The 25,978-nt window shown below is 68.2% G+C and carries 22 protein-coding genes and 1 riboswitch; of the genes, 13 read left to right on the top strand and 9 right to left on the bottom strand.

Translation table 11 applies throughout. From position 1 onward, the window contains the following. Positions 1-259: 259 nt before the first annotated feature. Positions 260-3,292, top strand: a complete 3,033-nt coding sequence (locus ACVJ6E_RS20960; RefSeq protein WP_120268509.1) for an AMP-binding protein — start codon at positions 260-262, stop codon at positions 3,290-3,292. On the opposite strand, the gene ACVJ6E_RS20955 is transcribed toward ACVJ6E_RS20960, so the two are convergent. From ACVJ6E_RS20955 to ACVJ6E_RS20930, 6 genes are all read right to left on the bottom strand, one after another. Further along, positions 3,289-5,028, bottom strand: coding sequence for a hypothetical protein (locus ACVJ6E_RS20955; RefSeq protein ID WP_120268510.1), 1,740 nt, complete (start codon positions 5,026-5,028; stop codon positions 3,289-3,291). The two genes, ACVJ6E_RS20960 and ACVJ6E_RS20955, sit on opposite strands and share 4 nt — an antisense overlap. Before the next feature lie 2 nt (positions 5,029-5,030). Beyond that, entirely contained in the window at positions 5,031-6,206 is a 1,176-nt protein-coding gene (locus ACVJ6E_RS20950) for a S1 family peptidase (protein WP_120268511.1), read from the bottom strand. Positions 6,207-6,272: 66 nt separating this feature from the next. Further along, positions 6,273-7,571: a trypsin-like serine protease gene (locus ACVJ6E_RS20945; RefSeq protein ID WP_120268512.1), complete on the bottom strand. Its 1,299-nt coding sequence runs from the start codon at positions 7,569-7,571 to the stop codon at positions 6,273-6,275. Between the two features lie 8 nt (positions 7,572-7,579). Then, positions 7,580-8,965, bottom strand: coding sequence for a hypothetical protein (locus ACVJ6E_RS20940; protein ID WP_120268513.1), 1,386 nt, complete (start codon positions 8,963-8,965; stop codon positions 7,580-7,582). A 15-nt stretch (positions 8,966-8,980) separates the two neighbouring features. Further along, positions 8,981-10,399 carry a hypothetical protein gene (locus ACVJ6E_RS20935; protein WP_120268514.1) on the bottom strand — a complete coding sequence of 473 codons (1,419 nt, stop codon included), beginning with the start codon at positions 10,397-10,399 and terminating at the stop codon, positions 8,981-8,983. Continuing rightward, positions 10,396-11,283, bottom strand: a complete 888-nt coding sequence (locus tag ACVJ6E_RS20930) for a hypothetical protein (RefSeq protein WP_147421847.1) — start codon at positions 11,281-11,283, stop codon at positions 10,396-10,398. The genes ACVJ6E_RS20935 and ACVJ6E_RS20930 overlap by 4 nt, the downstream gene beginning before the upstream one ends. 229 nt (positions 11,284-11,512) lie before the next feature. Between ACVJ6E_RS20930 and ACVJ6E_RS20925 the strand changes: the two genes are divergently transcribed. The 11 genes from ACVJ6E_RS20925 to ACVJ6E_RS20875 all read left to right on the top strand — a co-directional run bounded on the left by ACVJ6E_RS20925 (position 11,513) and on the right by ACVJ6E_RS20875 (position 21,495). Further along, positions 11,513-13,225, top strand: coding sequence for a type I secretion system permease/ATPase (locus tag ACVJ6E_RS20925; RefSeq protein WP_120268516.1), 1,713 nt, complete (start codon positions 11,513-11,515; stop codon positions 13,223-13,225). Position 13,226: 1 nt separating this feature from the next. Beyond that, entirely contained in the window at positions 13,227-14,567 is a 1,341-nt protein-coding gene (locus ACVJ6E_RS20920; RefSeq protein WP_120268517.1) for an HlyD family type I secretion periplasmic adaptor subunit, read from the top strand. A 46-nt stretch (positions 14,568-14,613) separates the two neighbouring features. Continuing rightward, positions 14,614-14,717, top strand: a riboswitch (TPP riboswitch). A 135-nt stretch (positions 14,718-14,852) separates the two neighbouring features. Next, positions 14,853-15,713, top strand: coding sequence for a bifunctional hydroxymethylpyrimidine kinase/phosphomethylpyrimidine kinase (thiD, locus tag ACVJ6E_RS20915; protein ID WP_120268518.1), 861 nt, complete (start codon positions 14,853-14,855; stop codon positions 15,711-15,713). Further along, positions 15,710-16,720, top strand: coding sequence for a glycine oxidase ThiO (gene thiO, locus ACVJ6E_RS20910; protein ID WP_120268519.1), 1,011 nt, complete (start codon positions 15,710-15,712; stop codon positions 16,718-16,720). The genes thiD and thiO overlap by 4 nt, the downstream gene beginning before the upstream one ends. Further along, positions 16,689-16,886: a sulfur carrier protein ThiS gene (thiS, locus tag ACVJ6E_RS20905; protein WP_097175695.1), complete on the top strand. Its 198-nt coding sequence runs from the start codon at positions 16,689-16,691 to the stop codon at positions 16,884-16,886. The genes thiO and thiS overlap by 32 nt, the downstream gene beginning before the upstream one ends. Positions 16,887-16,889: 3 nt before the next feature. Beyond that, positions 16,890-17,663, top strand: a complete 774-nt coding sequence (locus tag ACVJ6E_RS20900) for a thiazole synthase (RefSeq protein WP_120268520.1) — start codon at positions 16,890-16,892, stop codon at positions 17,661-17,663. Further along, on the top strand, positions 17,660-18,262 hold the full coding sequence (locus tag ACVJ6E_RS20895; RefSeq protein WP_120268521.1) for a thiamine phosphate synthase: 603 nt from the start codon (positions 17,660-17,662) through the stop codon (positions 18,260-18,262). Before ACVJ6E_RS20900 ends, ACVJ6E_RS20895 begins: the two co-directional genes overlap by 4 nt. A 32-nt stretch (positions 18,263-18,294) precedes the next feature. Then, positions 18,295-19,230 carry an ABC transporter substrate-binding protein gene (locus ACVJ6E_RS20890; protein ID WP_120269216.1) on the top strand — a complete coding sequence of 312 codons (936 nt, stop codon included), beginning with the start codon at positions 18,295-18,297 and terminating at the stop codon, positions 19,228-19,230. Then, positions 19,227-19,955 carry a TenA family protein gene (locus ACVJ6E_RS20885; RefSeq protein WP_120268522.1) on the top strand — a complete coding sequence of 243 codons (729 nt, stop codon included), beginning with the start codon at positions 19,227-19,229 and terminating at the stop codon, positions 19,953-19,955. The genes ACVJ6E_RS20890 and ACVJ6E_RS20885 overlap by 4 nt, the downstream gene beginning before the upstream one ends. Beyond that, positions 19,952-20,716 (top strand): ABC transporter ATP-binding protein, encoded by a 765-nt coding sequence (locus ACVJ6E_RS20880; RefSeq protein ID WP_208996682.1) that lies wholly within the window; start codon positions 19,952-19,954, stop codon positions 20,714-20,716. Before ACVJ6E_RS20885 ends, ACVJ6E_RS20880 begins: the two co-directional genes overlap by 4 nt. Continuing rightward, complete coding sequence (locus ACVJ6E_RS20875) at positions 20,713-21,495, top strand: ABC transporter permease (RefSeq protein ID WP_067220304.1); 783 nt, start codon at positions 20,713-20,715, stop codon at positions 21,493-21,495. The genes ACVJ6E_RS20880 and ACVJ6E_RS20875 overlap by 4 nt, the downstream gene beginning before the upstream one ends. On the opposite strand, the gene ACVJ6E_RS20870 is transcribed toward ACVJ6E_RS20875, so the two are convergent. Beyond that, positions 21,492-22,148: a thiamine diphosphokinase gene (locus ACVJ6E_RS20870; RefSeq protein ID WP_120268523.1), complete on the bottom strand. Its 657-nt coding sequence runs from the start codon at positions 22,146-22,148 to the stop codon at positions 21,492-21,494. The genes ACVJ6E_RS20875 and ACVJ6E_RS20870 overlap by 4 nt on opposite strands. A gap of 93 nt (positions 22,149-22,241) precedes the next feature. Here ACVJ6E_RS20870 and ACVJ6E_RS20865 point away from each other — a divergent pair, with 93 nt between their 5' ends. Next, positions 22,242-23,585 (top strand): Gfo/Idh/MocA family oxidoreductase, encoded by a 1,344-nt coding sequence (locus ACVJ6E_RS20865; protein ID WP_120268524.1) that lies wholly within the window; start codon positions 22,242-22,244, stop codon positions 23,583-23,585. Between the two features lie 11 nt (positions 23,586-23,596). Here the strand turns inward: ACVJ6E_RS20865 and ACVJ6E_RS20860 are convergent, their stop codons facing one another. Continuing rightward, complete coding sequence (locus ACVJ6E_RS20860) at positions 23,597-24,979, bottom strand: L-serine ammonia-lyase (protein ID WP_120268525.1); 1,383 nt, start codon at positions 24,977-24,979, stop codon at positions 23,597-23,599. Positions 24,980-25,160: 181 nt separating this feature from the next. Beyond that, positions 25,161-25,868, bottom strand: coding sequence for a GntR family transcriptional regulator (locus ACVJ6E_RS20855; RefSeq protein ID WP_120268526.1), 708 nt, complete (start codon positions 25,866-25,868; stop codon positions 25,161-25,163). Positions 25,869-25,978: the final 110 nt, after the last annotated feature.

The following is a 25,978-nucleotide window of genomic DNA, read 5'->3' as shown; positions in this document are numbered from 1 at the left end:
GGGGGGCTTTGTTCCCATCCAGAAGTTGCATTTCCTGAAATACGGAGTGCGAACAACGGTTGGTGATAGGGAAAATTTACATCGCCACGTTGTCGTGATACCCCTCTTCAGATCCGGCATAAGTGCGGAACATCTGTAATCTCAAACTCTTTCAAGAAAAAACCCGTTCAGAGCGCTTGAGGGCCGAATTGATGCCGTCTTGCATCGCGGTTTCCTACGTCCTGCAGAAGGGTTTGGTTGCGGTCATCGGGAGAAGGGCATGACATATTCGGTGTTGCGGCGGATCGAGGAGCTTGCCTTCGGTCAAGGTGACCGCGTCGCGATGGAAGAGGGCGCCCGCCAGCTGACCTATGCCGGCCTGTACGAGGCGATCCGCAGGGCCGGCCGCCAGGGTCTGTCCCGCTCGGCCCGCGGGCTTGTCGGGATAAATGGGCGCCCCTCGATCGAGTCCGGCGTCGGCATTCTCGCCGCCATGGCATCGGGCGATGTTGCCGTTCCGGTCGACGGGCGCTTGCCGCTCGCCCGCCAGCAGGCCCTTCTCGACTGGTGCGACGCCTTGAGCGACCACCAGGAGATCGCCGGCATCGTCGCCGAGCTGGACGGCAAGGCGCCGAAGCCGGACGCGCGCGGCTGCATCGCGCCGCGCGCCCCGCGTCAGGCCGCCTACATCGCCTTCACCTCCGGCACCACCGGCGAGCCCAAGGCCATCGAGGGCACGATGGAGGGCATCGACCATTTCATGGCCTGGCAGTCGGGTCTTGTCGGCAGCTTCTGCGAGGTGCCGCGCGTCTCCTGGCTGACGCCGCTGTCCTTCGACGTGATGTATCGCGACCTGCTGTTGCCGCTGGTGACGGGGGGCACGCTGGTCATTCCGGATGCGGAAGCCGGGTTCAACATCGCCTCCGGCTGGCAATGGCTGACGAGCGAGCGGATCGACATCGCCCATGTGGTGCCGTCAATCGTGTCCGCGTGGCTTACCTCCGGCGATCTGCCGAAGCTCGACGTCAAGGCGCTGTTCTTCGCCGGCGAGCCGCTGAAAGTGCCGCTGGTTGCCGCTTTGCGCGGCCGCTATGGCGGACGCATCTACAATCTCTACGGCCCGTCCGAGGGCACGATGGCGAAGTTCTGCCGCCTGATCGACGAAGACTGTCCGACAAACGGGACGCTCTATCCCGTGGGCCGCCCCATCGCCGACGACGTGACGTTCGAACTCGCCGACAACGGCGAGATCGTGCTCGCCTCGCCGCATCTGACCAACGGCTATCGCCAGCGCGACGGCGGCGCCGATCCGTTTCCGCAGGTCCGGCCCGGCTGGTACGCCTATCGTACGGGCGACCGGGGCGAGGTCATCGGCGGTGATCTCTTCCTGCTCGGCCGTCTCGACAACCAGATGAAGGTCAACGGCATTCGCATCGAGGCCGGCGAGGTGGAGCGCCTTGCCGAAGGATGCGAGGGTGTCGAGCGGGCGGTCGCGGTCAAGCTGTCGCCCCCCGAGGTGCCGGGCGAGACGCTGGCCCTGTTCTGGCAGGGCGCCCCGGACCGGGAACCGGCCCTGCGCGCGCGCCTTTCGGACGCTTTGCATCCGGCGGTGATGCCCTCGCTCTACACGCATCTTGCCAGCTTCCCCGTCACCTTGAACGGCAAGGTCGACCGCAAGGCGCTCGTCGCGGACGCAGCCGCCTTGCTCGCGGCCGGACAAGGAGACCTCTCCGGCGACATCCATGGCGACCCGGCCGAGCGCCACGTCCAGAAGGTGATCTCGCGGGTGCTGCGCCGCCCCTGCGGCCTCGATACGGATTTCATCGGCCTTGGCGGCAATTCGCTGATGTTCGGCCTGATCGCCTTGCAGCTGGAGACGGCCTTCGGCATCGCCATTCCCCAGTCGCGCTTCTACGAGGCGGGCACGCCGCGAGCCATTGCCGCCTGGCTCCTCGCCAATGGCGGGGAGCTGCGTGAGGGGACGGCAGACGGGAACGAGGTCCAAGCCCCCGCATCCTTCGACGTGGCGGACGGGGACCACCGGCCGCTCACCAGCCGTCAGCAGACGATCTACGACATCTTCTGCAAGGACATCTTCGGCGCTGCCATCAACATGACCCTGCAGATGCCGTTCCGTGCTGCCGAGGCCGAGCGGCTGAAGCGCGTCTTGCTGCGCCTCATCGAACTCAACGACTGCTTCCACCTGCGCTTCCGCCGGGATGGCGACACGCTGCTGCAGACCATGGTCTCGAACGGTTTCGGCCCGGCCGATTTCGAGGAGGTCACGGCCGACGATGCCGAGTTCGATCCTCTGTCTACTGCCTTCGGCGAGCGGACCTTCGATCTCGACGGGGTGCGGCCCTTCCGGATCCTGCTGCTGACCAGCCCCTCGGGCGCGGGACGTCTCGTCCTGTCCATGCATCACCTCATCAGCGACGGCATGTCGCGCGAATATATCCGCCGCGACATCGAGGATGCGCTGGCCGGGGCGCCGGTGCCGGTGCGCAGCCCCTTCCGCGCGGCCATCGCCGCCGAGGCTGGCGAGAGCCGGGCCCGCGCCACCGCCTTCTGGCACGCGCATATCGACGGTGCACCGCCGATGCCGCGCTTCGTCTCCGGCCTCGACCGCAGGAATCTCTCGGCGCGTATGCTGACCTTGCCGCTCGGCGTTGATCACGGCGCGCTGCTTGCCCGCGCTCGTGCGCTCAACGCAAGCGTCTTTCCCTATCTGATGGCGCATTTCTACCGGGCGATGGCCGCCCATTCCGGGGTCTCGGACCTGATCATCCGGGTCACCACCCATGGGCGCTATCGCCCCGAACTGCTCGACACGCTGGGCCTGCTGTTCAGCGCCGTCCCGCTGCGGATCAACGGGGCGGGGCAGAGCACGTCGACCATTGTCGCCAAGCTGTCGCGCATGCTGGAGGCCGCGCCCGGGCATCAGGACGTGTGCTTCCGCGATCTTGCCCGTCTGGTCGGCGAGCCGGAAGACGAGCATGTCCACCCGGTCACGGGCGTCAGCTTCGCGCTCGATGGCTACGACGTCAGCGAGGCGATGCCCGCCGGTCTTTCCCTCGATGCGCGTTCGCAGGTTATCCGCGCCTCGCTGCCGCATGAGGCGCTGGTCTTCGCGCGGACCTACAGCGATGGCTGCGTGCTGCGGTTTCTCTACCGCTCCAAGGCGTTTTCCGACAGCGACATCCAGTCGATTGCCGCGCATATGCGCGAAACGATCTCGCGGGAACTGGCGGAGGCCGAAAGCGAGGACCTGGCGGAAATCGAGATGGGTCGCCGCGCGGCGCAGTGCTCCTAGCGCGGCAGGGGGAAAATCCGGGAGGCGAGGTTGAGCCGGTCGCTCTCCTCGCTCGTGCTCTTGCACTCTTCCGCCAGTTCCACCCGGTAGGCCCGCGACACGATCCCCACCACCGCGACCTCGCCGTCCGGCAGGGCGGCCAGCACCGGCCCGCCGGAGGCCCCCGAGAGCGTGTCGGTGGAGATGCACAGGTAGTCGGCCTCGGGTTTCTGGCTGTCGATCGGCAGCGGGTTCTCGCGATCCTTGGAACTGTTGGACGAGATCGTCGCCGTGCAGGAGGACGATGGGTGCACCGCGCCGTTGGCCAGCATGGCGAGACGGGCGGTATGGGGGAAGCCGAAGCCGGCCAGCCGCGTGCCCGGCGGAATATCGCCGCCGGCCGCGCGTTGCGCGGAATAGACGGGCATGCCGGAGGCCGCGAGCTGCTGCGGGACGTCCGTGTCCGTATCGAGCTGGACCTTGACCGTATCGTGGCTCGTGCGCGTCACCGCCCGGCAGCCATAGACGCTGCCGGGCGCAAGCGGCTGCTCCTCGCCGATTCGCGCGGCAAGGCCGAACACGGCCCGAAAGCCTGCTCCGGGCGGACAGGCGATGGTTTCGCCGATGTCCGGCAGCTCGCTGCGGCCGGTTCCCGGGGTGTCGATCAGATGAAGATTGGCGAGGCAATGCGCTGCGGTCCAAACGTGCCTGCGGTCGACATCGAGAAAGCCCGAGCAATGGCTGCGCGACTGGAACTTGCAGTGTTCGGCAGGCAGCAGGTCGAGCAGCATGTCGCCGCCTGAGCGGCGCACGAAACCGGCCTCGGTGACGAGGGCCACCGCGCCGGCCATCCGCTGCAGGCGTTCCGCGTGGCTCGGGCCCGGACAGGCGATACGATAGCTCGTCGTTGCACCGACGTCGCAGGCGGTTATCTCGCCGAACGTCGCGGCGGCAGCCATTCGGGCGGAACCTTCCATGGCGACACCGGCAATGCCGTCGTCGCCGATGATCATCTTGTGGATGTCGACTGTGCCGATGATCGAGAAATACCTTGCGTCCGCGAAGGGAAACCCGTCGGGACCGAGCTGCTCCAGGACCGGTGTTCCGGGCTCTGCCTGGAGCACCTGGCGCAGGAACTCGTGATACTCGCCGACGGTGACCTGACGCGGGCCGGACGCGGCAAGGAGATTGGCGATCTCGCGATTGTCGAGCGGGGCGGAGGCCGAAGGCAACAGCCCCTCGCGCCGCAACGAGAAGCCCTCCCGGGCAAAGTCGGCCGCGGTCAGCCGCAACGCCCGCTCCGGCTCGTCTTGCAGCTGCAGGTGTTCCTCGAGCCGGACGCGGAATTGCGACAGCCGGTCGAGGCCCGGTTCCGCGGAAGGGAAATTGCTCAGCCGGCGGGCCAGTTGCGGATCGAGCCGCTGCAGCAAGGTCTCGCTCTGCTGGCGCAAGCTCTCCGTTTGCGGCAGCAGCTGGCCGTGCTGCCCGACGACGGCAGGCGGCTGCCAGCCGTTCTGCAGCCAGGGCTGCGCGCTGCTCCCATTGAGGCCGGGCAGGGCTCCGGGGTTTCGCAACCCTTCCAGGCCCCGCAGTTCGCGCAGCTCCCGGAGTTGCTCCTGGAACTGTCGGGTGTTTTGCAGCTCCTGGCGGAATTGCTCCTGGCCCGCAGCACGTCCGGCACCGAGCAGCAGGACAAGCACGCTCATGACGATGACGGGCGGAAGCAGACGACGAGGGTAGTCCCTGAAGATCTTCATGGTCATTGCTCCGTCCCGCCAGCAAGCCCGATCTCGCTGGGATCGATGCCGAAAGCGGATGCCATTCCTGCGATCTCGGAATGGTAGGCCAGGAGGTTGGTGAAGTGGCTGAGCGTGCGTGGGTGCAGGCAGAAGCTCGGGTCATCGCCTGCCGCGCCTGTTCCGGGCGAAAAATCCGCGTTTCGTCCGAAGCTGGTCAGGCCGATCAGGCGCGGTCCGGCGGCGGCGGCGATGGCGGGGCCGATATCCTGGACCGGTGCCGCATAAAAGCCGCCTCCGCTGTCGCCGACACAGGCGCGAGACATCGGCTCGTCCGACCCGCTGCCGCCGCTGACAAGCGGTCCGGACAGCAGCTCCAGCCACGTGTCCCGCTGATGGGGCGGGACCGGCTGCTCGCCGGCATCCAGCAGCATCAGCCGGGCATAGAGAAGCCACTGCGGGCTCGTCAGCCGGTCGTTGTCCGTCTCCACTGTCTTGCCCCAGCCGGCGGTGAAGAAATGCAGCCTGTCCTTCTCCAGCATCTCGTCATCGGCGAGGCGCACCGGCATGACTTCGGAGCCGGAAAGCGGTTCCGGCAGGTGGAGCGCCGCAAGATCGAAACCCAGCTCCGGCTGAAGTCGCCTGTAGCGCCCGGCGATCAGCATCGAGGATGCCGGGTGAGGGAGCGAAAGCGCGCGCTGCTGGTCCCGGCGGTGGTGTCCGTACCAGACGGTGACTTCGCTGAGATAGAAGTTGAGGTCTTTCGGGATCAGGCAATGGGCGGCGGTCAGCACCAGTTGCGGGTGCACCAGCACGCCGCTGCACTCTGTCGCTTCCCTGGCGGGACTGGCTCCATGTTTCAGCACCATCGTCAGGCGGACCATGTCCCGCAGGCTGCCCGGCTGTGCGGGCAGTCCGCCGATGATCGTCATGCCCGGAGCCGGCGGCAGGGGCGTGAAATCCGTCGGATCGGGCAAGGGCGGGGCGAAGGCCGCGCTGGGCAGGTCCGCCTCCGGCCGGGACCGCTCGCGCTCCAGGAAGGCATCCAGCGCGAGGACGAGCGGTGGTTCGGTCGAGGGGGCCTTTTCGGTATTGCCCGTCCCGTTGGCCGTCGCGCTTGCAGCCGGAAACAAGGTCGCCAGAAGCAGGGCCGCAACAACACGTTTCAGCCCGCATGCCGATGTCCTTTCCGCGTCCATTGCGATCCCCCTTTGCGCTGTCTCGCGGTTTCCGTTCCCTGTCTCGATATCCGCCCAGCTTGCCGGTCAGAACGCCGGATCGCCGACGCGCTTGCGCCAGTTGATCCAGGCCATCACCTGCGGCGTGATCAACGTGTAGATGCCGCCTTCACCGCACCGTCCTCCTGTGGCGGCGCGCGAGGTGATCCCGGCAACGTAATAGGCTCCGAAATACCGGATGAAGGCCGGCCCGCCGCTGTCTCCCTGACACGTATCGCCGCCGGTATGTCCGTCGACGAGCACGGCCTCCCGCCCCGGCGCGCAGTCGTAGTTGGCCTGGGCATAGGCCCTGCCACAGGTCGGATCCGCGACCGGCACGCGTACCCCGACCTTTCCCCAGTAGCGGCGGTCGTCGGAGATGAAATCGGAGATCCCGAAGCCCACGACGGTCATGTGCTGCAGGGCGGGGGAGGTCAGCAGCTCCAGCGGGGCGAAATGGGCCTTTGCGCGATCGTGGATGAGATCGACGAATTCCGGCTTGTCCGCGGGGCTGTCCATGGCCGTCCGGTCGGGATCGAGATAGATCAGCGCCAGGTCGCTCCCCTTCAGCAGGCGCCCCTGCGAGAGCGCTGCGCAAAAGGCGGGGTCGAGCAGGGCAGGTTGCCGGGTACGGTCGATACGGCTCGACCGCTGGCCCGCCAGCAATGGCCCGTACTCGTAGCGGGACCGAGGCTTGGCGATCGGGGCAAGCAGATACTTGCCGCGCCGGTCGGCAACGGAATCGTAGACGACCACGGCAGTCGCCCGGCCATCCGCCGACAGCAGATCGAGATCGCAGACGCAATGGGCGGCGGTCAGCACAGTCAGATCGCTCACCAGCACGCCGGTGCAAAGACCGGAAAGCGCGGCATCGTCCTCGCCGGCGCCCCGTGTCTGGAGAATGGCCACGGTTTCGCGGAACCGCTGTCCTGCCGTCTGTGCATTTTGCCCGACGATGCGAGCCCCGATGCCGACGACAAAGGGGGTGAGGCTGCTGTCCCGCGGCGCGCTCAGACGGTTCTGCACCAGCGGATCGCGGTCGAGCGCGGTCTCGATGTCGCGCCCCTGGCTTGGTCCCCCCCGTTTCATCCAGTCGTTGAATATCGCCCTGTAGGTCTCGGGGCTGGTGAATGTCTGGCTTCCACGATCCGAGAATGTCTCGATCTTCTGCGCGCCGGACGCGTAGTCCTCGCCCAACTGGTCTCTCAGTGCGTTCAGGTCGCCAAGAGTGTCGCGGAATTCTCGCTCGACCGACATTTGCGCCCGTGCCGGCCCGCTCGGCAGCAAAGCCCCGCCGGCAATCGCCGCGACGCAGCACACCAGACGCAGGAGGGCGGGGCCGGCCATCGCAACCCCTACTGTCCGACCGAGCAATAGCGGGCGCAGTCCGGCGTGTCGCCGCGCCCAGAGCACAGCAGCTGGCACGCGCAGATCGCCTCGCAGCTGTCGCTGCCGCCAAAGCTGCTGCAGCGCGCGATGCAGGCCTGCACGCCTCCCCCCGAGGACAGGGCCAGCCCGGCGGCCACCGTCTGCGCGTCGGTCGCTCCACCGCCTCCGCTGCCGCTTCCACCGGTTCCCTCTCGCGCTTCCCTGAGGGCCGCAAGGGCGGTGATCAGTTGCGCTTCCGCGGAGATGAGATCGGCACGCGCACGAATGAGGTTTGCCTCGCCGCTCCCGATATTGATCTTAAGCTGGATGATCTGGGCCGGCAGGTTGACGATGGCCTGGGCGATGTGGAGCGGAACCTTGACGAAGGATTCAAGCTCGCTGGTCTTTTCGATTGTAACGTCCCGCAGCATTCCCTCTTCGAAATCCAGGGTGGTGGTGCGGGTCGCGAAGAAGGTGCGATTGACGCCGACGGACAGGATCGGCGCCTCGTTCTCCATGGCGATCATCGACTTGTCGAGGATCTGCCAGCCGCCGGCGAGCTTGCGGTTCTTCTGCGTCAGCACATAGACCGCATAGGGCAGGCGAGGCCGATAGAGGATGCCGCGATTGTAGCTGGCGGCCGGCAGCGCGGCGCCGCCGCCTTCCCGGTAGGCAAGTTCGCCCGTGCTGCCTGAGCCGAGCAGAAGCCGGTCGCGCTCGCGGCGGCTGAGCTTGCGCTCGCACACGGACGACAGATGCGCGAGCGACACGACCTCGTCCTGTCCGGGCACGACGACGCACAGGCCGAAGCTCCTGAGGTTGTCGTTGAGCACCCGCATGGATGCCGGATCGAACGGGTCGAACGTATCCTTGTATCTGCGTTTCAGCCCGGCTGCCTGAAGTCCCGCTTCGCTGCGCAGGGCCGCGGCCTTGGCCAGCGCAAAGCCGGTGTCGGCGATCGTCTTGAGGATCTCTTCCGACCTGTCCTCGGCATTCGCGGTGATCTTGGACAGGAGCTGGCTTGCTGTCTTGACGATGGCGAGCTTGTCGTTGGAGGTCGGTGAGCCGAGAAAGTCGAGGCAGTAGCTGCGCCGCCGGTCCGGAAGCCGCACGGGCGTGAGCGTCTGGACGCGCACGTCGGTCGGACCCGTCTCCTCGACCGAGATGTTGAGGTAGGTCTTCGGCAGGAAATACGAGCCCGCGCTGCCGTGGCACCCGTTCGTGGCGGTGGCGCCGCCGGTCTCATAGTCCTGCGTGCCGACCATGCTGCAGGCGGCGGTCGCGAGCGCGGCAAGAGCGGCAAGGGCACTGATGATCAGGCGTCGACCGTGTCCCTGTTCCTGCGCCCTTGCGAATATGCGAGTGGAAATCATCCTGTGCCTCGCCTGTCATTTCGGGTTCGAAAAGCCGGCCACCGGATCGACCGATGGGCCGGCGAGTGCCGCGGGGCAGCCGTAGTAATCCGTCGCCTTGTCGGAGAAGAACGCCTGCTTCCGCCATTTCTCGCGGGCGGTCTTGCGCTCTCCGTCCAGTTTCGCGGCTTTCAGGATTTCGTTGAATTTCGCGTCCGCGACCGCCGTCGGCAAAGCGCTGGCGCTTCCGGTGGAGGGGGCGGAGCCCAGTCGCGGTTCGCGGTCTTCCGCCAGAGCGGCGATCATCTCGGTCTGCAACTCGGCAAGGTAAGTCTCGAGCTCGGCCAGCCGTTCGCGGTCCTGCGCGGTGTTGATCTTCACCTGGATCAGCGTCGCCGGCAGGGCGACGAGGGCGCTCGCCACCAGGAACGGGACGGTCGCGGCCGCTTCCAGTTCGCTGCCCTTGTAGATGCAGACATTGCCGAGCACGCCGTTGTCGAACCGCAATATCGTGATCCGGTCGGAGAAGAAGGCGCGGCTCACCCCGACCGAGAGGATCGGCGAGACGTTTTCCAGCAACAGCCGCTCGCGCCGGGTCAGCTCCCAGCGGCGATGCGCGCGCTTTTCCAGTACCAGCAGCGTATGATCGAGGCGCGGCCGGTAGAGGATGCCGGACAGCAGCCTCGTGTCGGTCACCTTCGGCGCCAGTGGCGTGGTCGGCAAAAGGGCGCCGCGACGTCCTGCGCCCTGCCGCCTCTGGGCCGCGACCCATTTCGGCGGAGCGTGTCGCGCCGTCTTTTCCGGCGCGTCGCAATAGGCGTCGATGCCGGCCCGGTCCGGGTCGAAGGACCAGCCCGGATTGATCAGGCAGAAGCCGAGCGAGGAAAGCCGCTCGTTCATCGCCGCCATGTCGGCATGGTCGAACGGGTCGACCTCGTAGCGGAATGGCACGCTGCGCGTTGTATCGGAGCCCAGCGTCTGCGACCGCAGACCCGTGGCGAGCGTGAAGGCCGCCCGCGTCAGGGTGACGGCGATCTCGCGGCTCCTGTCGATGATGTCGGTGGCAACAAGCGTCAGCAGGCCGCCATTGGTCTTCTTCACGTCGACGATGTCGTCGGAGGTCGGGCTCGCGAGATAGTCGAGGCAGTAGACATGGCGCGGATCGGCAACGGCCCGCACATTCGGACCATCCAGGATGCGTTGTTTCCCTCCGCCGTCCGTCGTCTCGACCACGGCGATCTGCAGCACGGAGCGCGGCAGCGCGTAGCTGCCAAGGCTCGCCGAGCGGCAGGCGACGGCATGCGTCTCGTCGAGAAACTGCGATCCCGCGACGGCGCAGCCGGAAAGGGCGGCGGCTGTCGCGACCAGCAGCGCGGCAAGGCGCCACCGGCGCGCGGGCGCCGCGCATCCGTCGCGCGCCAAGCGCGCGCTCCAGGTGGTTTCGGTCCCGCTCATGGGCAGACCAGTGTCAAGGTGCCGCCGCTGACGATGCTGGCTCTGAGCTGCTGGCCTCCGGGGCCGCAGCGGAAGAAGACGCTGATGAGCCGTTCGCCTTGCGGATTGGGGTCATAGCCTCCGCACACGGTGGTGATGTCGACATTGGCGATCTGGCAGGCCGCAACCTCGGTCCGTCGTTTCAAGGCATTGCTGCTGCTGACGTCGCCGCCCGGCTTGACCGGGTCGAAAAGGCACTTCGAGCGCACCCAGTTGGTCACCGTGGAGCTCTCGCATCTGAGGTTCTGGATGGCCCGGTCGCCGGCCCAGGCGCCGAGAATTTCCAGTTGAGGCGGGAGGAGATCGGCGGGGGGAGGAGGGGCGCCAGTTGCAAGGCTGGCCGCAAGAGCATGGGTGTTCTGCGTCGCGTCCTCCAGGCACGCGGAGAGAAGCTGCAGGTTCGACAATCGCTTGGAGAGTTTTTCGTCGGCTGGGGCGTCGGCCTTGATCTCGCTCGTTCCCTCGCATTTGCAACTGGCGGCGAACGCCGCCTCCGACGGGGTCAGCAGCTTGATGATATCGTTGTGGCAGGCCTGGGCGCGGGCCGAGCCTTCCTTGAGCCGCACCATCAGCGCGCCGGCTTCGGCAAGCCCCGTCAGCGGCCCAGCCGTCTTCGCGGGTGGCGGCGGGCTCGCAGGCTCGGCCGGCGGCGCATCGGGAGCTTTCGCGCCCGTGGCCTGAGCGGGCCCGGCGTCGTTTCGCGCTTCCCTGTATTTCTTCGACTGTTCGTCGCAGACCACCGCCCGCACGTCCGGCGGCGCGCAGTCTTTGTCGTCGTTTGCACCGGCGTTGCCGTTAAGAACGGCCAGAAAAAAGACGCCGGCAACCACCCCCCGTAGCGCCATGGTAAACAAATCCTTAAAGTGCAATGCGCAACCCTAGGTCAGTTTGTGGTGAAAACTCAATCTGAATCTCTTGCCCATCCGGAAGGGGCGGTTGCCGAGAGGGCCTAAAAAATGCCCCCGGTTGCGGCCAGAAAGTGCTAGTTTCCCGTCGGATAGCGTGGCATGCGACCACGATATCGGGTGCTATAGTGACGTGGGCTGGGGCTGGAACTTGCGTAAGGAAAAGTCGATGACGCGGGCGCCGGCGGGCGCAACGGTGGTGGACCGGGTCTTCCGCAGCGTGAGGTCTGCGCTTTTCGGCGTGGCGGTGGTCAGTCTTCTGGTCAACCTCCTGATGCTGACCGGCCCCGTTTACATGCTGCAGGTCTATGATCGGGTCCTGGCCAGCGGTTCCGTGCCGACGCTGCTGGTGATCAGCGGGTTCGCGCTGGTGCTCTATGCCGTTTTCGGCATTCTGGAGGGGCTGCGCTCCCGTATCCTGGCGCGCATCGGCCAGCGGATCGATGCCCAGCTTTCCGGCCTCGCCTTCGCGATCTCGTCCCGGCTGCCGCTGCGCATGGGCGCCGGCGCGGCGAAACTGCGGCCGGTGCAGGATCTCGACGCCGTTCGCACATTCATGTCCGGCCCCGGACCGGCGGCGATCTTCGACCTGCCCTGGATGCCGGTCTATTTTGCCCTGCTTTTCCTGTTTCACCCGCTGCTCGGCTGGCTCGCCGTCGGCGGTGCCGCACTGATCTGCGTCCTGATCGGCCTCAACGAGGCGACCTCGCGCAAGCCGGCCACGGAGGCCGCGCGCGCCGCCAGCCGCCGTGCGGCGGTCGAGGAGGCCGGCCGCCGCAATGCCGAGGCGCTGGGCGCCATGGCGATGGATGGCCCCCTGACGCAGCGCTGGGAGCGGGAGAACGAGGCCTTTCTCGATGTCCAGCGCCGGGCGCAGGACTGGTCCGGCTTCTTCGCAACGGCGATCAAGACCGTACGCTTCCTGCTGCAATCCGCTGTGCTCGGTCTCGGTGCCTGGCTGGCGATCCTGGGCGAGGTGACGCCGGGCGTCGTCATCGCCGGGTCCATTCTCACCTCCCGCGCGCTTGCCCCGGTGGAGCAGGCGGTGGCCCAATGGCGCCCCTTCGCAGCGGCCCGTCTTGGCCGTCGCCGCCTGCGCGAGGTGTTCGCCCAACTGTCGGAGCCGGAGATCGAGCGCCTGGAGCTGCCGCTGCCGCAGCGTTCCCTGACGGTCGAGCAGCTCGCCTGCGGCCCGGCGGGCGTGCCGCGTCCCGTGGTGCAGGGCGTCGCGCTGGAGCTTTCCGCCGGCGACGGGCTCGGCATCATCGGCCCCTCCGGGTCGGGCAAGTCCACGCTGGCCCGCGCCCTTGTCGGCCTGGTGCCGCCGCTGCATGGCTCCGTTCGCCTCGATGGCGCGGAGCTTTCGCAATGGCCGCCGTCTCGACGGGGCCGCATCATCGGATATCTGCCGCAGGACGTGCAGCTGTTCGACGGGACGGTGGCGGAGAACATCGCCCGTTTCGAGCAGGAGGGGGAAGACGAGGCGGTGATCGAGGCGGCCCGCATGGCCGACATCCACGACTTCATCACCGGCCTGCCGGAAGGCTACAACACGCTCATCGGCTCGGAAGGCATGGTCCTGTCCGGCGGACAGCAGCAGCGCATCGCGCTCGCCCGCGCGCTGTTCCGCAAGCCGTTCCTGGTGGTTCTCGACGAGCCCAATTCGAACCTTGATTCCGACGGCGAGGCGGCCCTGACGCGGGCGATGCGCGACATGCGCGCCGCGGGGTCCGTCGTCGTCGTCATCGCCCATCGGCCCAGTGCGATCGCCGCTGTCGACAAGGTTCTGTGCCTGCGCGATGGCCGCATGGCGGCCTTCGGCCCGAAGGACGAGGTGCTGAAGCGCGTCGTCGCGCCGGTGCCGCAGTCGGGAGTGGCGTGAGATGGCCCCTCGCGAAACCGACCGCTCTGCCGGTGCCGGTCATGTCGACCGCCAGCTGAGCCGCAGCGTCCGCCGCCATCTGCTCGTCTCGCTGCTGGTCGCCGTGCTGCTGCTCGGCGGGTTCGGCGGATGGGCGGCACTCGCCCGCATTTCCGGCGCGGTGGTCGCGCCCGCCGTCGTCGTGGTGGAAACGAATGTTCGCCGTATCCAGCATCAGGAAGGCGGCATTGTCCGCGAGATCGCCGTGCAGAACGGCGACCGCGTTTCGGCCGGCGATCTCCTGGTGCGTCTCGACGACACGGTGACCCGCGCCAATCTGGCCGTGGTGACGCGCCAGCTTGTCGACCTGTATGCGCAGGAAGCCCGCCTGGTCGCCGAGCGCGACGAGAGCGAGGAAATCGCCTTCAACGAACGGGCTCGCGAGCTTGTCGACGAGGACCAGCTGGCGCTTGTCGAGGACAGCCAGAAGAGCCTGATGGACGCACGGCGCAAGTCCGTCAGCGGCCGCAAGGACCAGCTGGGCGAGCAGATCGTCCAGTATCGTCGGCAGATCGAGGGGCTTGACGCGCAGCTTGCCGCCAAGGGCGAGGAGATCGCCCTCATCGAGGACGAGCTGAAGGACCTCATGGGGCTTCTCGAAAAGCGCCTCGTCGCGCGTGCCCGCGTCACTGCCCTGCAGCGCGACCGCACGCGGCTCAAGGGCGAGCATGGCGGCCTCGTCGCCAAGATCGCCGAGGTCAACGAGGCGATCAGCGAGCGGCGCATCCTGATGCTGCAGATCGACGAGCAGTCCCGCGCCGAGGTGCTGGAACAGCTGCAGGACACCCGTGCCCGCATCGCCCGGCTGGAGGAGCAGAAGATCGCGGCTGAGGACCAGCTCCGCCGCGTCGAGGTGCGCAGTCCCCACGCCGGCACGGTCCACCAACTCGCGGTGCACACGATCGGCGGCGTCGTCGGCCAGGGCGAGACCTTGATGCTGATCGTGCCACAGGGAGACCTTCTGGTGATCGAGGCGCAGGTGCAGCCGCGCGACATCTCGCAGATCGTGCCGGGGCAGGAGGCGCGTGTCCGCTTTCCCGGCTTCGACCAGCGCACGACGCCTGAGCTTGCCGCCCGCGTGCGCACCATCTCGGCCGATCTGGCCCGGGACAATGTGACCGGCGCCCGCTACTTCATCGCCCGTCTCGTCATTCCGGACGAGGAGCTGGCGCGTCTCGATGGCGAGCTTCTGGTGCCCGGCATGCCGGCGGAGGCCTTCATCACGACCGAGGACCGCACGGTACTGTCCTATCTGGTGCGTCCGGTGACCGATCAGATCGCCCACGCCCTTCGCGAGCGGTGAGCCCGCCCCCCGCTTGACGTCCCCTTCCTTCCCTCCTATCGTGCCGCAAAATTCGTTGGGGTGCCTTAACCGGCTGAGAGACGCGAACCGCGTCAACCCACTGAACCTGATCCGGGTCATGCCGGCGTAGGGAACGAATGCAAGCCCGAACGGCCGCAAGGCCGGGCTCTGCCGCAAGATCGTCGCGGCCATCCGTCTTCCCGAAACCGCAGTCCGGATCGTGCCTTTCACGCGGCGCGTCGCTTCCCTTCGTCGGAGCCGCGCCCGGCAGGAACGGGGAACGTCGTGGCAAGGGACACGAAACCGGACTACGCCGCGGGCGGATCGGGCAAGGGCCCGGCCATCGCGCTGACCATCGCCGGCTCGGACAGCAGCGGCGGCGCCGGCATTCAGGCGGATCTCAAGACCTTTTCCGCACTCGGCGTTTATGGCGCCAGCGCGATCACGGCGATCACTGCGCAGAACACCCGCGCCGTGACCCATATCCACGACATCCCGCTCGACGTGGTCACCGGACAGATCGTCGCCGTTCTCGATGATCTCGACGTCGGCGCGGTGAAGATCGGCATGCTGTCCTCGCCGGAGATCGTCACCTGTGTGGCCGCCGCGCTTGCCGGCTATGCGGGACCCGTGGTCGTCGATCCGGTCATCGTCGCCAAGTCCGGCGCCAAGCTCCTGCGCGAGGAAGCGATCGCCGCGCTGAAGGAGCAGCTGCTGCCGCGCGCAACGCTGATCACGCCGAACCTGCCGGAAGCCGCCAGCCTGCTCGGCGAGGCACCGCTGCGCGACACCGGCGAGGCGGAGCGCCAGGGCCGCGCGCTGCTGGCGCTCGGTCCCGGCGCCGTCCTGATGAAGGGTGGCCACGGGGAAGGGGCCGAGTGCACCGACCTCCTGCTCGCCGCCGGCGAGCCGCCGCTCGCCTTCACGGCGGAGCGGCTTCACACCCGCAACACCCATGGGACCGGCTGCACGCTCTCCTCGGCCATCGCCGCCGGTCTGGCCAGAGGCCTTCCGCTCGCCCGTGCTGTCGCCGAAGCTCATTCCTGGCTGCACGCGGCCATCGCCGCCGCCGACACGCTGCACGTCGGCTCCGGCCACGGCCCGGTGCATCACTTCCATGCCCTGTGGCGGGAGGATGCACGATGAAGATCTCTGTCATCGGCGGCGGCGTCGTCGGCCTCTGCGTTGCCACCGTACTTGCCGAGCGCGGGCAGGAGGTGACGCTGTTCGAACGTGCCGAGGCACCGGGCCCGACCTCCTGCTCCTGGTGGGCGGGCGGCATGCTCGCCCCCTGGTGCGAGGGCGAGAGCGCCGAGGAGCCGGTGGTGCGGCTCGGCCGCGACGCCATCTCCTGGTGGTCGCAGCGCGTCGGCGGCGTCGTCCTCAACGGCAGCCTGGTGGTTGCCCCGCCGCGCGATACGGCGGACCTGCGCCGCTTCGCACGGATGACCGAATGCCATGAGGCGGTCGACGGCGAGCGCATCGCCGAGCTGGAGCCGGACCTTGCGGGCCGCTTCCGCCAGGGGCTGTTCTTTGCCGGCGAAGGACATCTCGATCCGCGCCGGGCGCTGGCCGATCTCGTGGCTCGGCTGCAGGGGCTGGGCGCCGACCTGCGCTTTGCGACGGACATGCTGCCGCAGGATGCGCCGGGCGACCGCGTGATCGATTGCCGGGGCCTGGGCGCTGCGGCCGACGTGCCGGAACTGCGCGGGGTCAAGGGCGAGATGCTGGTCCTGCATGCGCCGGACGTGTCGCTGTCCCGGCCCGTGCGCCTGCTGCATCCGCGCATCCCGCTTTACGTAGTGCCGCGCGGCGAGGGCGTCTTCATGGTCGGTGCCACCATGATCGAAAGCGGCGAGCGCTGGCGCATCACCGCCCGCTCGATGATGGAGCTGCTCGGCTCCGCCTACACGCTGACGCCGGCCTTCGCCGAGGCCGAGATCCTGGAGACCGGCGTCGATGCGCGCCCGGCCTTCCCCGACAACCTGCCGCGCCTGTTGCGCGACGGCCGCATCCTGCGGGCCAACGGCACCTATCGGCACGGCTATCTGCTGTCGCCGGCACTGGCCCAGCAGGCGGCCGATCTGCTTCTCCACCCTGAAATCGAACCGGAGTTCTTCCATGGCCATAACCGTCAACGGCGCTCCGCTTGAGCTTGCGCCGGGGTCGCTGGCCGCGATCCTCGAGGCGCTTGACTATGGCGACGCCATCGTCGCCACCGCCCTCAATGGCGATTTCGTCCCGGCAGAGGAGCGCGCCGACACGCAGGTGCGCGACGGCGACCGGGTCGAGATCCTCGCCCCCATGCAGGGAGGCTGACCCATGCCCGTCTTCTATGGCGAAACCATCGAGAGCCCGATGCTGCTCGGCACCTCGCTCTATCCCTCCCCGGCGATCATGGCCGAGGCGGTGCGGGCCTCTGCCTGCGATATCGTCACCGTATCGCTGCGGCGCGAGTCCGGCTCGGCCCGCGCGGGGCAGGATTTCTGGGGCTTCATCCGCGACCTCGGCGTGCGCGTCCTGCCCAACACCGCCGGCTGCCATTCGGTGCGCGAGGCGGTAACCACGGCAAAGATGGCGCGTGAGGTGTTCGGCACGCCCTGGATCAAGCTCGAGGTCATCCATGACGCAGAGACGCTGGCCCCCGACGTCTTCGGCCTTGTCGAGGCGGCGCGCATCCTCTCGGGCGAGGGGTTCCAGGTGTTCCCCTACTGCACCGAGGATCTCGGCGTTGCCGAGCGGCTCGTCGAGGCCGGCTGCGAGGTCCTGATGCCCTGGGGCGCGCCCATCGGCTCGGCCCGCGGGCTCAACAACGTCTACGGCCTGCGCTCCCTTCGCGCGCATTTCCCGGACATTCCGCTGGTGGTCGATGCCGGCCTCGGCGTGCCCTCCCATGCGGCGGCCGCCATGGAGCTCGGCTACGACGCGGTGCTGCTCAACACGGCGGTGGCCAAGGCCGGCGATCCGGTCGCCATGGCTCGTGCCTTCGCACAGGCCGTGGAGGCCGGACGCCTCGCCTACACGGCCGGGGCGATGGAGCCGCGCGACATGGCCGCCCCGTCCACGCCGGTTCTCGGAAAGGCTTTTCTGGAATGACCGCCTTCGACCGCTTCTATCCCATCGTCGACAGCGCCGCCTGGATCGACCGCATCGTGCCGCTCGGCGTGCGGCTCGTGCAGCTGCGGATCAAGGACCGCAGCCCGGCGGAACTGCGCGCGCAGATCCGTGCCGCTGAAGCGACCTGCCTTGCGAATGACTGTCTGCTGGTGGTCAACGACTATTGGCAGCTCGCTATCGAGGAGGGCTGCCGCTTCGTTCATCTCGGCCAGGAAGACCTTGCCGATGCCGATGTCGGCTCGATCCGCCGCGCCGGGCTCGGCCTTGGCCTCTCCAGCCATGACGGTGAAGAGCTTGAAACCGCGCTTGCCGTTTCGCCGGACTACATCGCGCTCGGGCCGGTCTATCCGACCATCCTGAAGAAGATGAAGTGGGCGCCGCAGGGGCTGGAAAAGCTCGGCGACTGGAAGCGCCGGATCGGCGACATCCCGCTCGTCGCCATCGGCGGCATGAGCGTGGAGCGCGCCGCCGGTGCCTTCGCCGCCGGTGCCGACATCGTCTCCGTCGTCACCGACATCACCCTCAACCAGGATCCCGAGGACCGGGTCCGGCAATGGCTCGCGGCAACGCGCGCCTGATCTTGCACACCTTCAGCCGAGGTTCGTCACCAATGCGTATCCTGACTTTCGTTCTCGCCCTTCTCGTCGCCCTGCCGGCCGTTGCCGCCGACAAGATGACGCTGCTGCTCGACTGGTACGTGAACCCCGATCACGGCCCGATCATCATCGCTAAGGAGAAAGGCTTCTTCGCCGACGAAGGCCTCGACGTCGAGGTCGTCGCCCCGGCGGATCCGTCTGCGCCGCCGAAGCTGGTCGCCGCCGGCAAGGCGGACCTTGCGGTCTCCTACCAGCCGCAGATCCACCTGCAGGTCGCCGAAGGCCTGCCGCTCAAGCGCGTCGGCACGCTGATCGCCTCGCCGCTCAACTGCCTGATGGTCAAGGACGACGGCCCGGTGAAGACCATCGCCGACCTCAAGGGCCGCAAGGTCGGCTACTCCGTCGCCGGCGTCGAGGAGGCGCAGATGCGCGCCGTGCTCTCCCGCCACGGGCTGACGATGGACGACATCGAGATGGTCAACGTCAACTGGTCGCTCGCCCCGTCCGTCATGTCCGGGCAGGTCGACGCGGTCATCGGCGCCTATCGCAATGTCGAGCTGCACCAGATGGCCATCGAGGGCGTGAAGGGCCGCTGCTTCTTCATCGAGGAAGAGGGCATGCCGTCCTATGACGAGTTGATCTACGTTGCCAATCCGGAGCTGATGGACAAGGCGAAGATCGTCCGCTTCCTCGCCGCGACCGAGCGCGCCACCCAGTACATCGTCAACCATCCGGAAGAGAGCTTCGAGATTTATGCCGGCACCGCGCCGGAGCTGAACGACGAGCTCAACAAGCGCTCCTGGGCCGACACGATCCGTCGCTTCGCCCTGCGTCCGGCCGCGCTCGACCATGGCCGCTACGCCCGTTTCGAGGAGTTCCTCAAGGAGCACGGCCTGATCGAGACTATCCGCCCGGTGTCCGACCTCGCCATCGACGTGAACGTCCAATGAGCGGCGCGGAGAGGATCGTTGAGGCGGCCTACGGCTCGCCGGTCTACGGCGCCTGGCGCCAGGAGGCGGCCGGCGACTGGCAGGCCTACACGCACCATGCCTTCGTCGAGCAGCTCGGCGCCGGCACGCTGCCGCGGGAGATCTTCCTGCACTACCTGACGCAGGACTACATCTTCCTGTTCCACTTCGCCCGCGCTTGGGCGCTGGCGGTGGTGAAGTCCGAGACGATTGCTGAAGCGCGCTTTGCCTCCTCCATCGTCGACGGGCTGATGAACACCGAGATGAGCCTGCATGTCGACATCTGCGGCAAGGCCGGCATCTCGGAGGCGGCCCTGCTTGCCGCCGCCGAGGAGCGGGAGAACCTCGCTTATACGCGCTTCGTGCTGGATGCCGGCATGTCGGGTGACTTCCTCGATCTCGTCGCTGCGCTGGCGCCTTGCGTCATGGGCTATGGCGAGATCGGCGCGCGGCTTGCCCGCGAGGGGGCAGCCGACACGCCGTACCGGCAGTGGATCGACACCTATGCGGGTGAGGACTACCAGGGCCTTTGCGCCAGCGTCGGCGAATTGATCGAGACCTCCGTGCGCGGGCGGCTCGGCGATGCTCCTGCCGCCCTGCCGCGCTGGGCCAGCCTGTCGAAGCGCTTCCGCACCGCTACGCGGCTGGAAATCGGCTTCTGGGAAATGGGGCTGCGCGGCCCGACCGTCGCCCCGGATCTGACGTGAGCAAGGCACCCGCGCCCGCTCAGGCTCCGGCGCCCGCTTCGGCGCCGGCGCTGCGGCTGACGGGCGACTTCCACCACGCCGGGCGGCCGCTGTTCTCCGGTCTCGATCTCCCGATCTCTGCCGGCAGCTGGACCTGCCTGCTCGGCCCGTCCGGCGTCGGCAAGTCTACGGTCCTGCGCCTGCTTGCGGGGCTCGACACCGGCGGCACGTTCGAGGGGGAACTCTCGGCGAGCGACGGCGCTCCGGTCGCAACCCGCATCGCCTTCATGGCCCAGTCCGATCTTCTGGCGCCCTGGCTCGATGTGCTCGGCAATGTGACGCTCGGCGCGCGGCTGCGCGGCGAGGCGCCCGACCTTGCCCGCGCCCGCGCCCTGATCGAGCGCGTCGGCCTTGCCGGCCATGTCGACAAGCGCCCGGCGAGCCTTTCCGGCGGCATGCGCCAGCGCGTGGCGCTTGCCCGCGTGTTGATGGAAGACCGGCCCATCGTGCTGCTCGACGAACCGTTCGCCGCGCTCGACGCCCGCACGCGGGCCGAGATGCAGGAACTTGCCTTCGAGGTTCTGGAAGGTCGCACCGTGTTGCTCGTCACCCACGATCCGGCCGAGGCCGTTCGTCTCGGCCACCATCTCTTCATCCTCTCCGAGGAGGGGCTGGCGCGGGTCGAGGCCCCCGCCTCGCCGCCGATCCGCGAGGTGGACGCGCCCGAGACGATGGAAATGCAGGCGCGCCTGTTCCACGCCTTGCGGGGGAGGCCGGCATGAGCGCACCCAGCCGTCTGACGCCGATGCAACGGCTGCGCGATGCGCTCGTCGCGGTCGCGGTGGCCCTGTCGCTGTGGCAGGCCATCGTCTGGATGAGCGGCGTCCCGCCCTTCATCCTGCCGGGCCCCTGGCGGGTGGCGGTGACGCTTGCCGACAATATCGGCCTGATTGCCGACCACGCGCTGGTCACCATCGCCGAGGTGCTGATCGGCCTCGTCTTCGGCGCCCTGCTCGGCGCCGCCACGGCGCTGCATCTGATGGTCTCGCCGGCCGCGCGCCGTATCGCCTTGCCGATCATGGTGTTCAGCCAGGCCGTGCCGGTCTTCGCGCTGGCGCCGCTGCTGACCCTGTGGCTCGGCTACGGCATGGCCTCGAAGATTGCCATGGCGCTGCTGATCATCTATTTCCCGGTGGTCTCCACCTTCTATGACGGGTTGCGCCGCACCGATCCGGGCCTGCTCGACCTTGCCCGCACCATGGGCGCAACACCCACGCGCACCCTGCTGCACATCCGCCTGCCGGCGGGTCTGCCGGCCTTCGGGTCGGGGCTCCGGCTTGCCGCCGTCTATGCGCCCATCGGCGCGGTGATCGGCGAATGGGTGGGGGCGTCCAACGGCCTCGGCTACCTGATGCTGCTGGCCAATGGGCGCGCGAAGACCGACCTGATGTTCGCCAGCCTCTTCGTGCTGGCGGCCTTCGCGGTGGCGCTCTACGCGCTGGTCTCGTGGGCAACGCGGCGGATGACGTCCTGGTCGCGCGAGAGCCTCGATACGCTCTAAAGACCGTCCGGATGGGGCCGGGCGAGCAACACCGCGTTGCCGCGCCCGAGCCCGACCCTCAGGCCCTCGCTTCCCGCCACCCGGTTGGAGAGGGTGAGGGACGAGCCCATCGGCACGTCGCGGCTCGTGAGCGGCCACTCGACGCCGCGCAGCGTCAGGCCGGCCAGATCTGACAGCGCGAGCACCGAAAACAGCGAGCCGGCGGGCAGGTCGATCTCCTGCTCGCCCGGCAGCAGCGGCCAGCCTTCCTCGTCGCCGCTGGTCATCAGTACGGGAATGCCGCGGGCCCGGAGCGCGGCCCCCTGCAGCAGGTTGCCCATGGCGTGGTCCGAGCGCGCGCCGCCGAAGACGCCGGCGATCACCAGCCCGCTGGCGCCGCGGGCGATGGCCTCCGCCGCCGCCAGCTCGCCGTCGGTCATGTCTTTTGCCGGCGGGTGGCTCTGGCGCGGCACGTCGCGCCACGCGGCCGCCATGTCGCTGCCGCTGGAGTCGAAGTCGCCGACCCACAGCTCCGGGCGCACGCCGAGAGGTCCCGCATGACGGATGCCGCCGTCGGCCGCAATGGTGCGCGCGCCGGCGATCTGCCGCAGAAGCCGCGGCGTCGGGTCGAGATCCCCGCCGAGCAGGATCAGGAACGGCATCGTTCCGATCATCGGTCAAGCCTCCTGTCCGATATGACTTATTGCGAAATCAGCCTTGTATTATCGGTTTTTTCCCGTCCATGCTCGCGCAAAAGGGAGGACTTCATGAATCTGTCCAACATGCTTGCCCACCGCGCGGAGACGGGCCGTCCGGTGCGTGTCGCGCTGATCGGCGCCGGAAAGTTCGGCTCCATGTACCTGACCCAGGCGCGCCTGACGGTCGGTGTCCATGTCACCGCCATCGTCGATCTGGATCCTGCGCGCGCGCGCCGCACGCTGGCGACCTGCGGCTGGCCGGACGAGCAGTCGCGGGCGATGTCGCTGGACGATGCCTGCACCAGCGGTGCAACCTTCGTCACCGACGATCTTGCCGCCGTGCTCGCCGACGGGCGCATCGAGGTGGTGATCGAGGCGACCGGCGATCCGTCGGTCGGCATCCGCCATGCGCTGGCGGTGATCGAGGCCGGCAAGCATGTGGTGATGGTCAATGTCGAGGCCGACGTGCTGGCCGGACCGCTGCTCGCCCGCCGGGCCGAGCAGGCCGGCGTCGTCTACTCGCTGGCCTGGGGCGACCAGCCGGCGCTGATCTGCGAACATGTCGACTGGGCGCGCGCCTGCGGCTTCAAGGTCGTGTGCGCGGGCAAGGGCACCCGCTACCTTCCGACCTATCACCAGCTGACGCCGGAGACGGTCTGGGACGTTCTGGTCCAGTATCTCGGCATCACCGACCGCAGCCTGATCAATCCGAAGATGTTCAACTCGTTCCTCGACGGCACCAAGTCGGGCATCGAGATGACGGCGGTTTGCAACGCCACCGGCCTGTTGCCCCAGCCGGACGGATTGTCCTTCCCGCCGGCCAGCCGCTTCGAGCTGTCCACCGTGCTGCGGCCTAAGGAAGCCGGTGGCACCCTGCCGATCACCGGCACCACCGAGGTCGTCTCCTCGCTGACGCGCGATGGCGCCGACGTGCCGCATCACCTGGCCATGGGCACCTTCGTGGTGATCGAGGGCGAGACGGACTACGCCCGCCAGTGTTTCCGCGAATATCACATGCTGGAGGACGAGACCGGCCGCTATGCCGCGCTCTATCGCCCGACCCACATGATCGGCATGGAGCTCGGCCTGTCGGTCGCCTCCGCCGTGCTGCGCAAGGAGCCGACCGGCATGCCGCGCGGCTTCGTCGCCGACGTGGTGGCGACCGCCAAGCGCAACCTCAAGGCCGGCGAGATGCTGGACGGCGAGGGCGGCGCGACCGTGTGGGGCAAGCAGCAGCCGGCCTCCGTGTCGCTGGATCGCGGGCTGCTGCCGCTCGGCCTTGCCGCTCATGTCAAGCTGGTGCGCGACATCGCCGAAGGCGAGATGCTGCGCTGGGACGATGTCGCCATCGACACGACCCAGACCGCCGTTCGCATCCGCCGCGAGATGGAAGCGGCCTTCAGCGCCGGCTGACGCGTCGGCCCTCAGCAGGCCACGACATTGACCGCAAGTCCGCCTTTCGAGGTTTCCTTGTACTTGTCGGTCATGTCGAGGCCGGTCTGCCGCATCGTCTCGATGCAGCTGTCCAGCGGCACGAAATGGACGCCGTCGCCCCTCAGGGACAGGGAGGCGGCGGTCACCGCCTTGACCGCGCCGAAGGCGTTGCGCTCGATGCAGGGCACCTGCACCAGCCCGCCGATAGGATCGCAGGTCATGCCGAGATGGTGCTCGAGCGCGATCTCGGCCGCGTTCTCCACCTGCTCGTTGGTGCCGCCGAGCGCCGCGCACAGGCCTGCCGCGGCCATCGCCGAGGCCGATCCGACCTCGCCCTGGCAGCCGACCTCCGCCCCCGAGATCGAGGCATTCGCCTTGATGATGCCGCCGATCGCGGCCGCCACCAGCAGGAAGGAGCGGATGCCTTCCTGATTGCAGTCCGGGCAGTGGTCGAGATAGTAGCGCAGCACCGCCGGCACCACGCCCGCCGCCCCGTTCGTCGGCGCGGTGACCAGCGTTCCGCCGGCCGCATTTTCCTCGTTCACCGCCATCGCATAGACGCCCAGCCAGTCCATCACCGTATGCTGGAAGGGGCGGTTCTGCCCGGCCTCGCCCACCAGCTTGGCGTGGATCTGGTGCGCCCGGCGCTTGACGTTCAGTCCGCCGGGCAGGGTGCCGCCGCGCGACAGCCCGCGCTCCAGGCAGGCGTTCATCACGCTCCAGATGCGGTCGAGCCCGGCATCCAGGTCGCCGTCGGGGGTACGTGCCACCTCGTTGCGCCGCTTCATCTCGGCGATGGGCAGACCGCTGTCGCGGCCCATTTGCAGCATTTCCGCTGCGCTCTTGAAGGGGAAGGGGACGCCCGTTTCCACCGTCGCGGCCATCGGCTCGTTCTGCGCGGCAAGCTCCGCTTCGCTGACGACGAAGCCGCCGCCGACCGAATAGAGCGTTTCCTCCGCCAGCACGGCGCCGTCCGCATCGAAGGCGCGGAAGATCATGCCGTTGGCATGGCCCGGCAGCGGCGGGCCGTAGTCGAAGACGAGATCGGTGGCCGGATCGAAGTCCATGTGGCCGACGCCTTCGACGGCCAGGCGCTTGTCCTGCGTCAGCCGGGCGATCTCCTCCTCCACGCAGTCGGGGTCGATGGTCGCGGGATCATGGCCGAGCAGTCCGAGGCAGATCGCCCGGTCGCTGGCGTGGCCCTTGCCGGTGAAGGCGAGCGAGCCGTGCAGCGACACGGCAAGACGCGCCGGCTTCAAGCCCTGCGCGCGCAGCAGATCGAGGAAGCGGGCCCCTGCCACCATAGGCCCCATCGTGTGCGAGGACGACGGGCCGATCCCGATCTTGAAGATGTCGAAGACGCTGATGAACAATTGATCCTCCCGAAACCGCCGGCGGTGTCGCCGGTGCGCGCAAGCCTCTCCCGAACCCGTCGCGCGGTCGCGATCATGCGTCGGGAAGCGGCTCGTGTCACCCGTTGCCGGGGGCGGTGACGGTTAAGGCAAAATCGCTGTCGCTTTCGCAAGGCCGCGTGTCGCGGCTCAGGCGTCCCCCTCAGGCGTCTTCAGGCCACAGGAAGGCGTAGACGGCCAGCGAAAAGCCGATGTGCTCGGCCAGCAGCGCCACCGCACGGGCGCTGTCGCGCGCCAGCGCCGCCTCCATCAAGGCCGTGTGATGGGCAAGGCCGAGCGTGCGTTCTACCAGGGCGCGGAAGTCGGCCATCGCCGCCTGCGGCAGGCCGTGGCGGGTTTGCGGGTCGAACAGCATGTGCCGGTGATGGCGCTGCAGCTGCTCGGTGATCTGCTGCTGGAAACGCGACAGGCTCTCGGAGCGCCCGGCCGACAGCAGCGCGGCGTGGAAGGCGTCGTGCCGCTCTTCCCACAGCGACATGCCGGCATCGTCGATGCCGGGTTGGGGCGCGGGCGTCAGCGACAGGCGGTGATGGGCGGCGACGATCCGCGCCTCCCAGTCCGCATCGCCCGCCTCGATGGAGCGCACCAGCAGCGCCTCTTCCACCGTGCGGCGGGCGAGCTGCAGGTCGCGGATCGCGGCGGCGGAGACCGGTGCGACCCGGTAGCCGCGATTGTGCTCGGAGATCACCAGCCCTTCCGCCTCCAGCCGCGACAGCGCCTCGCGCAGCGGCGTCCAGCCGAGGCCGTAGCGCGCCTTCAGGCCGGCAACGACAAGCGGCGCGCCCGGCGCGATGCGGCTGCGCAGCAGGTCGGCCTTCAGCCGCTCGTAGGCTTCCTCGGTCTTCGCCATGGGCTCCCGCGCTCTGTCGCCGGATCCGGGGTGGATCGGCACTTCGATATAATCAATACAATTATATATAATTCTTGGCACTCCTCGTCCACACTGTTAGGATCGCCGGC

The organism is Stappia sp. G46H5W, assembly GCF_058448995.1.
This window is presented reverse-complemented; position numbering and strand designations above follow the sequence as displayed.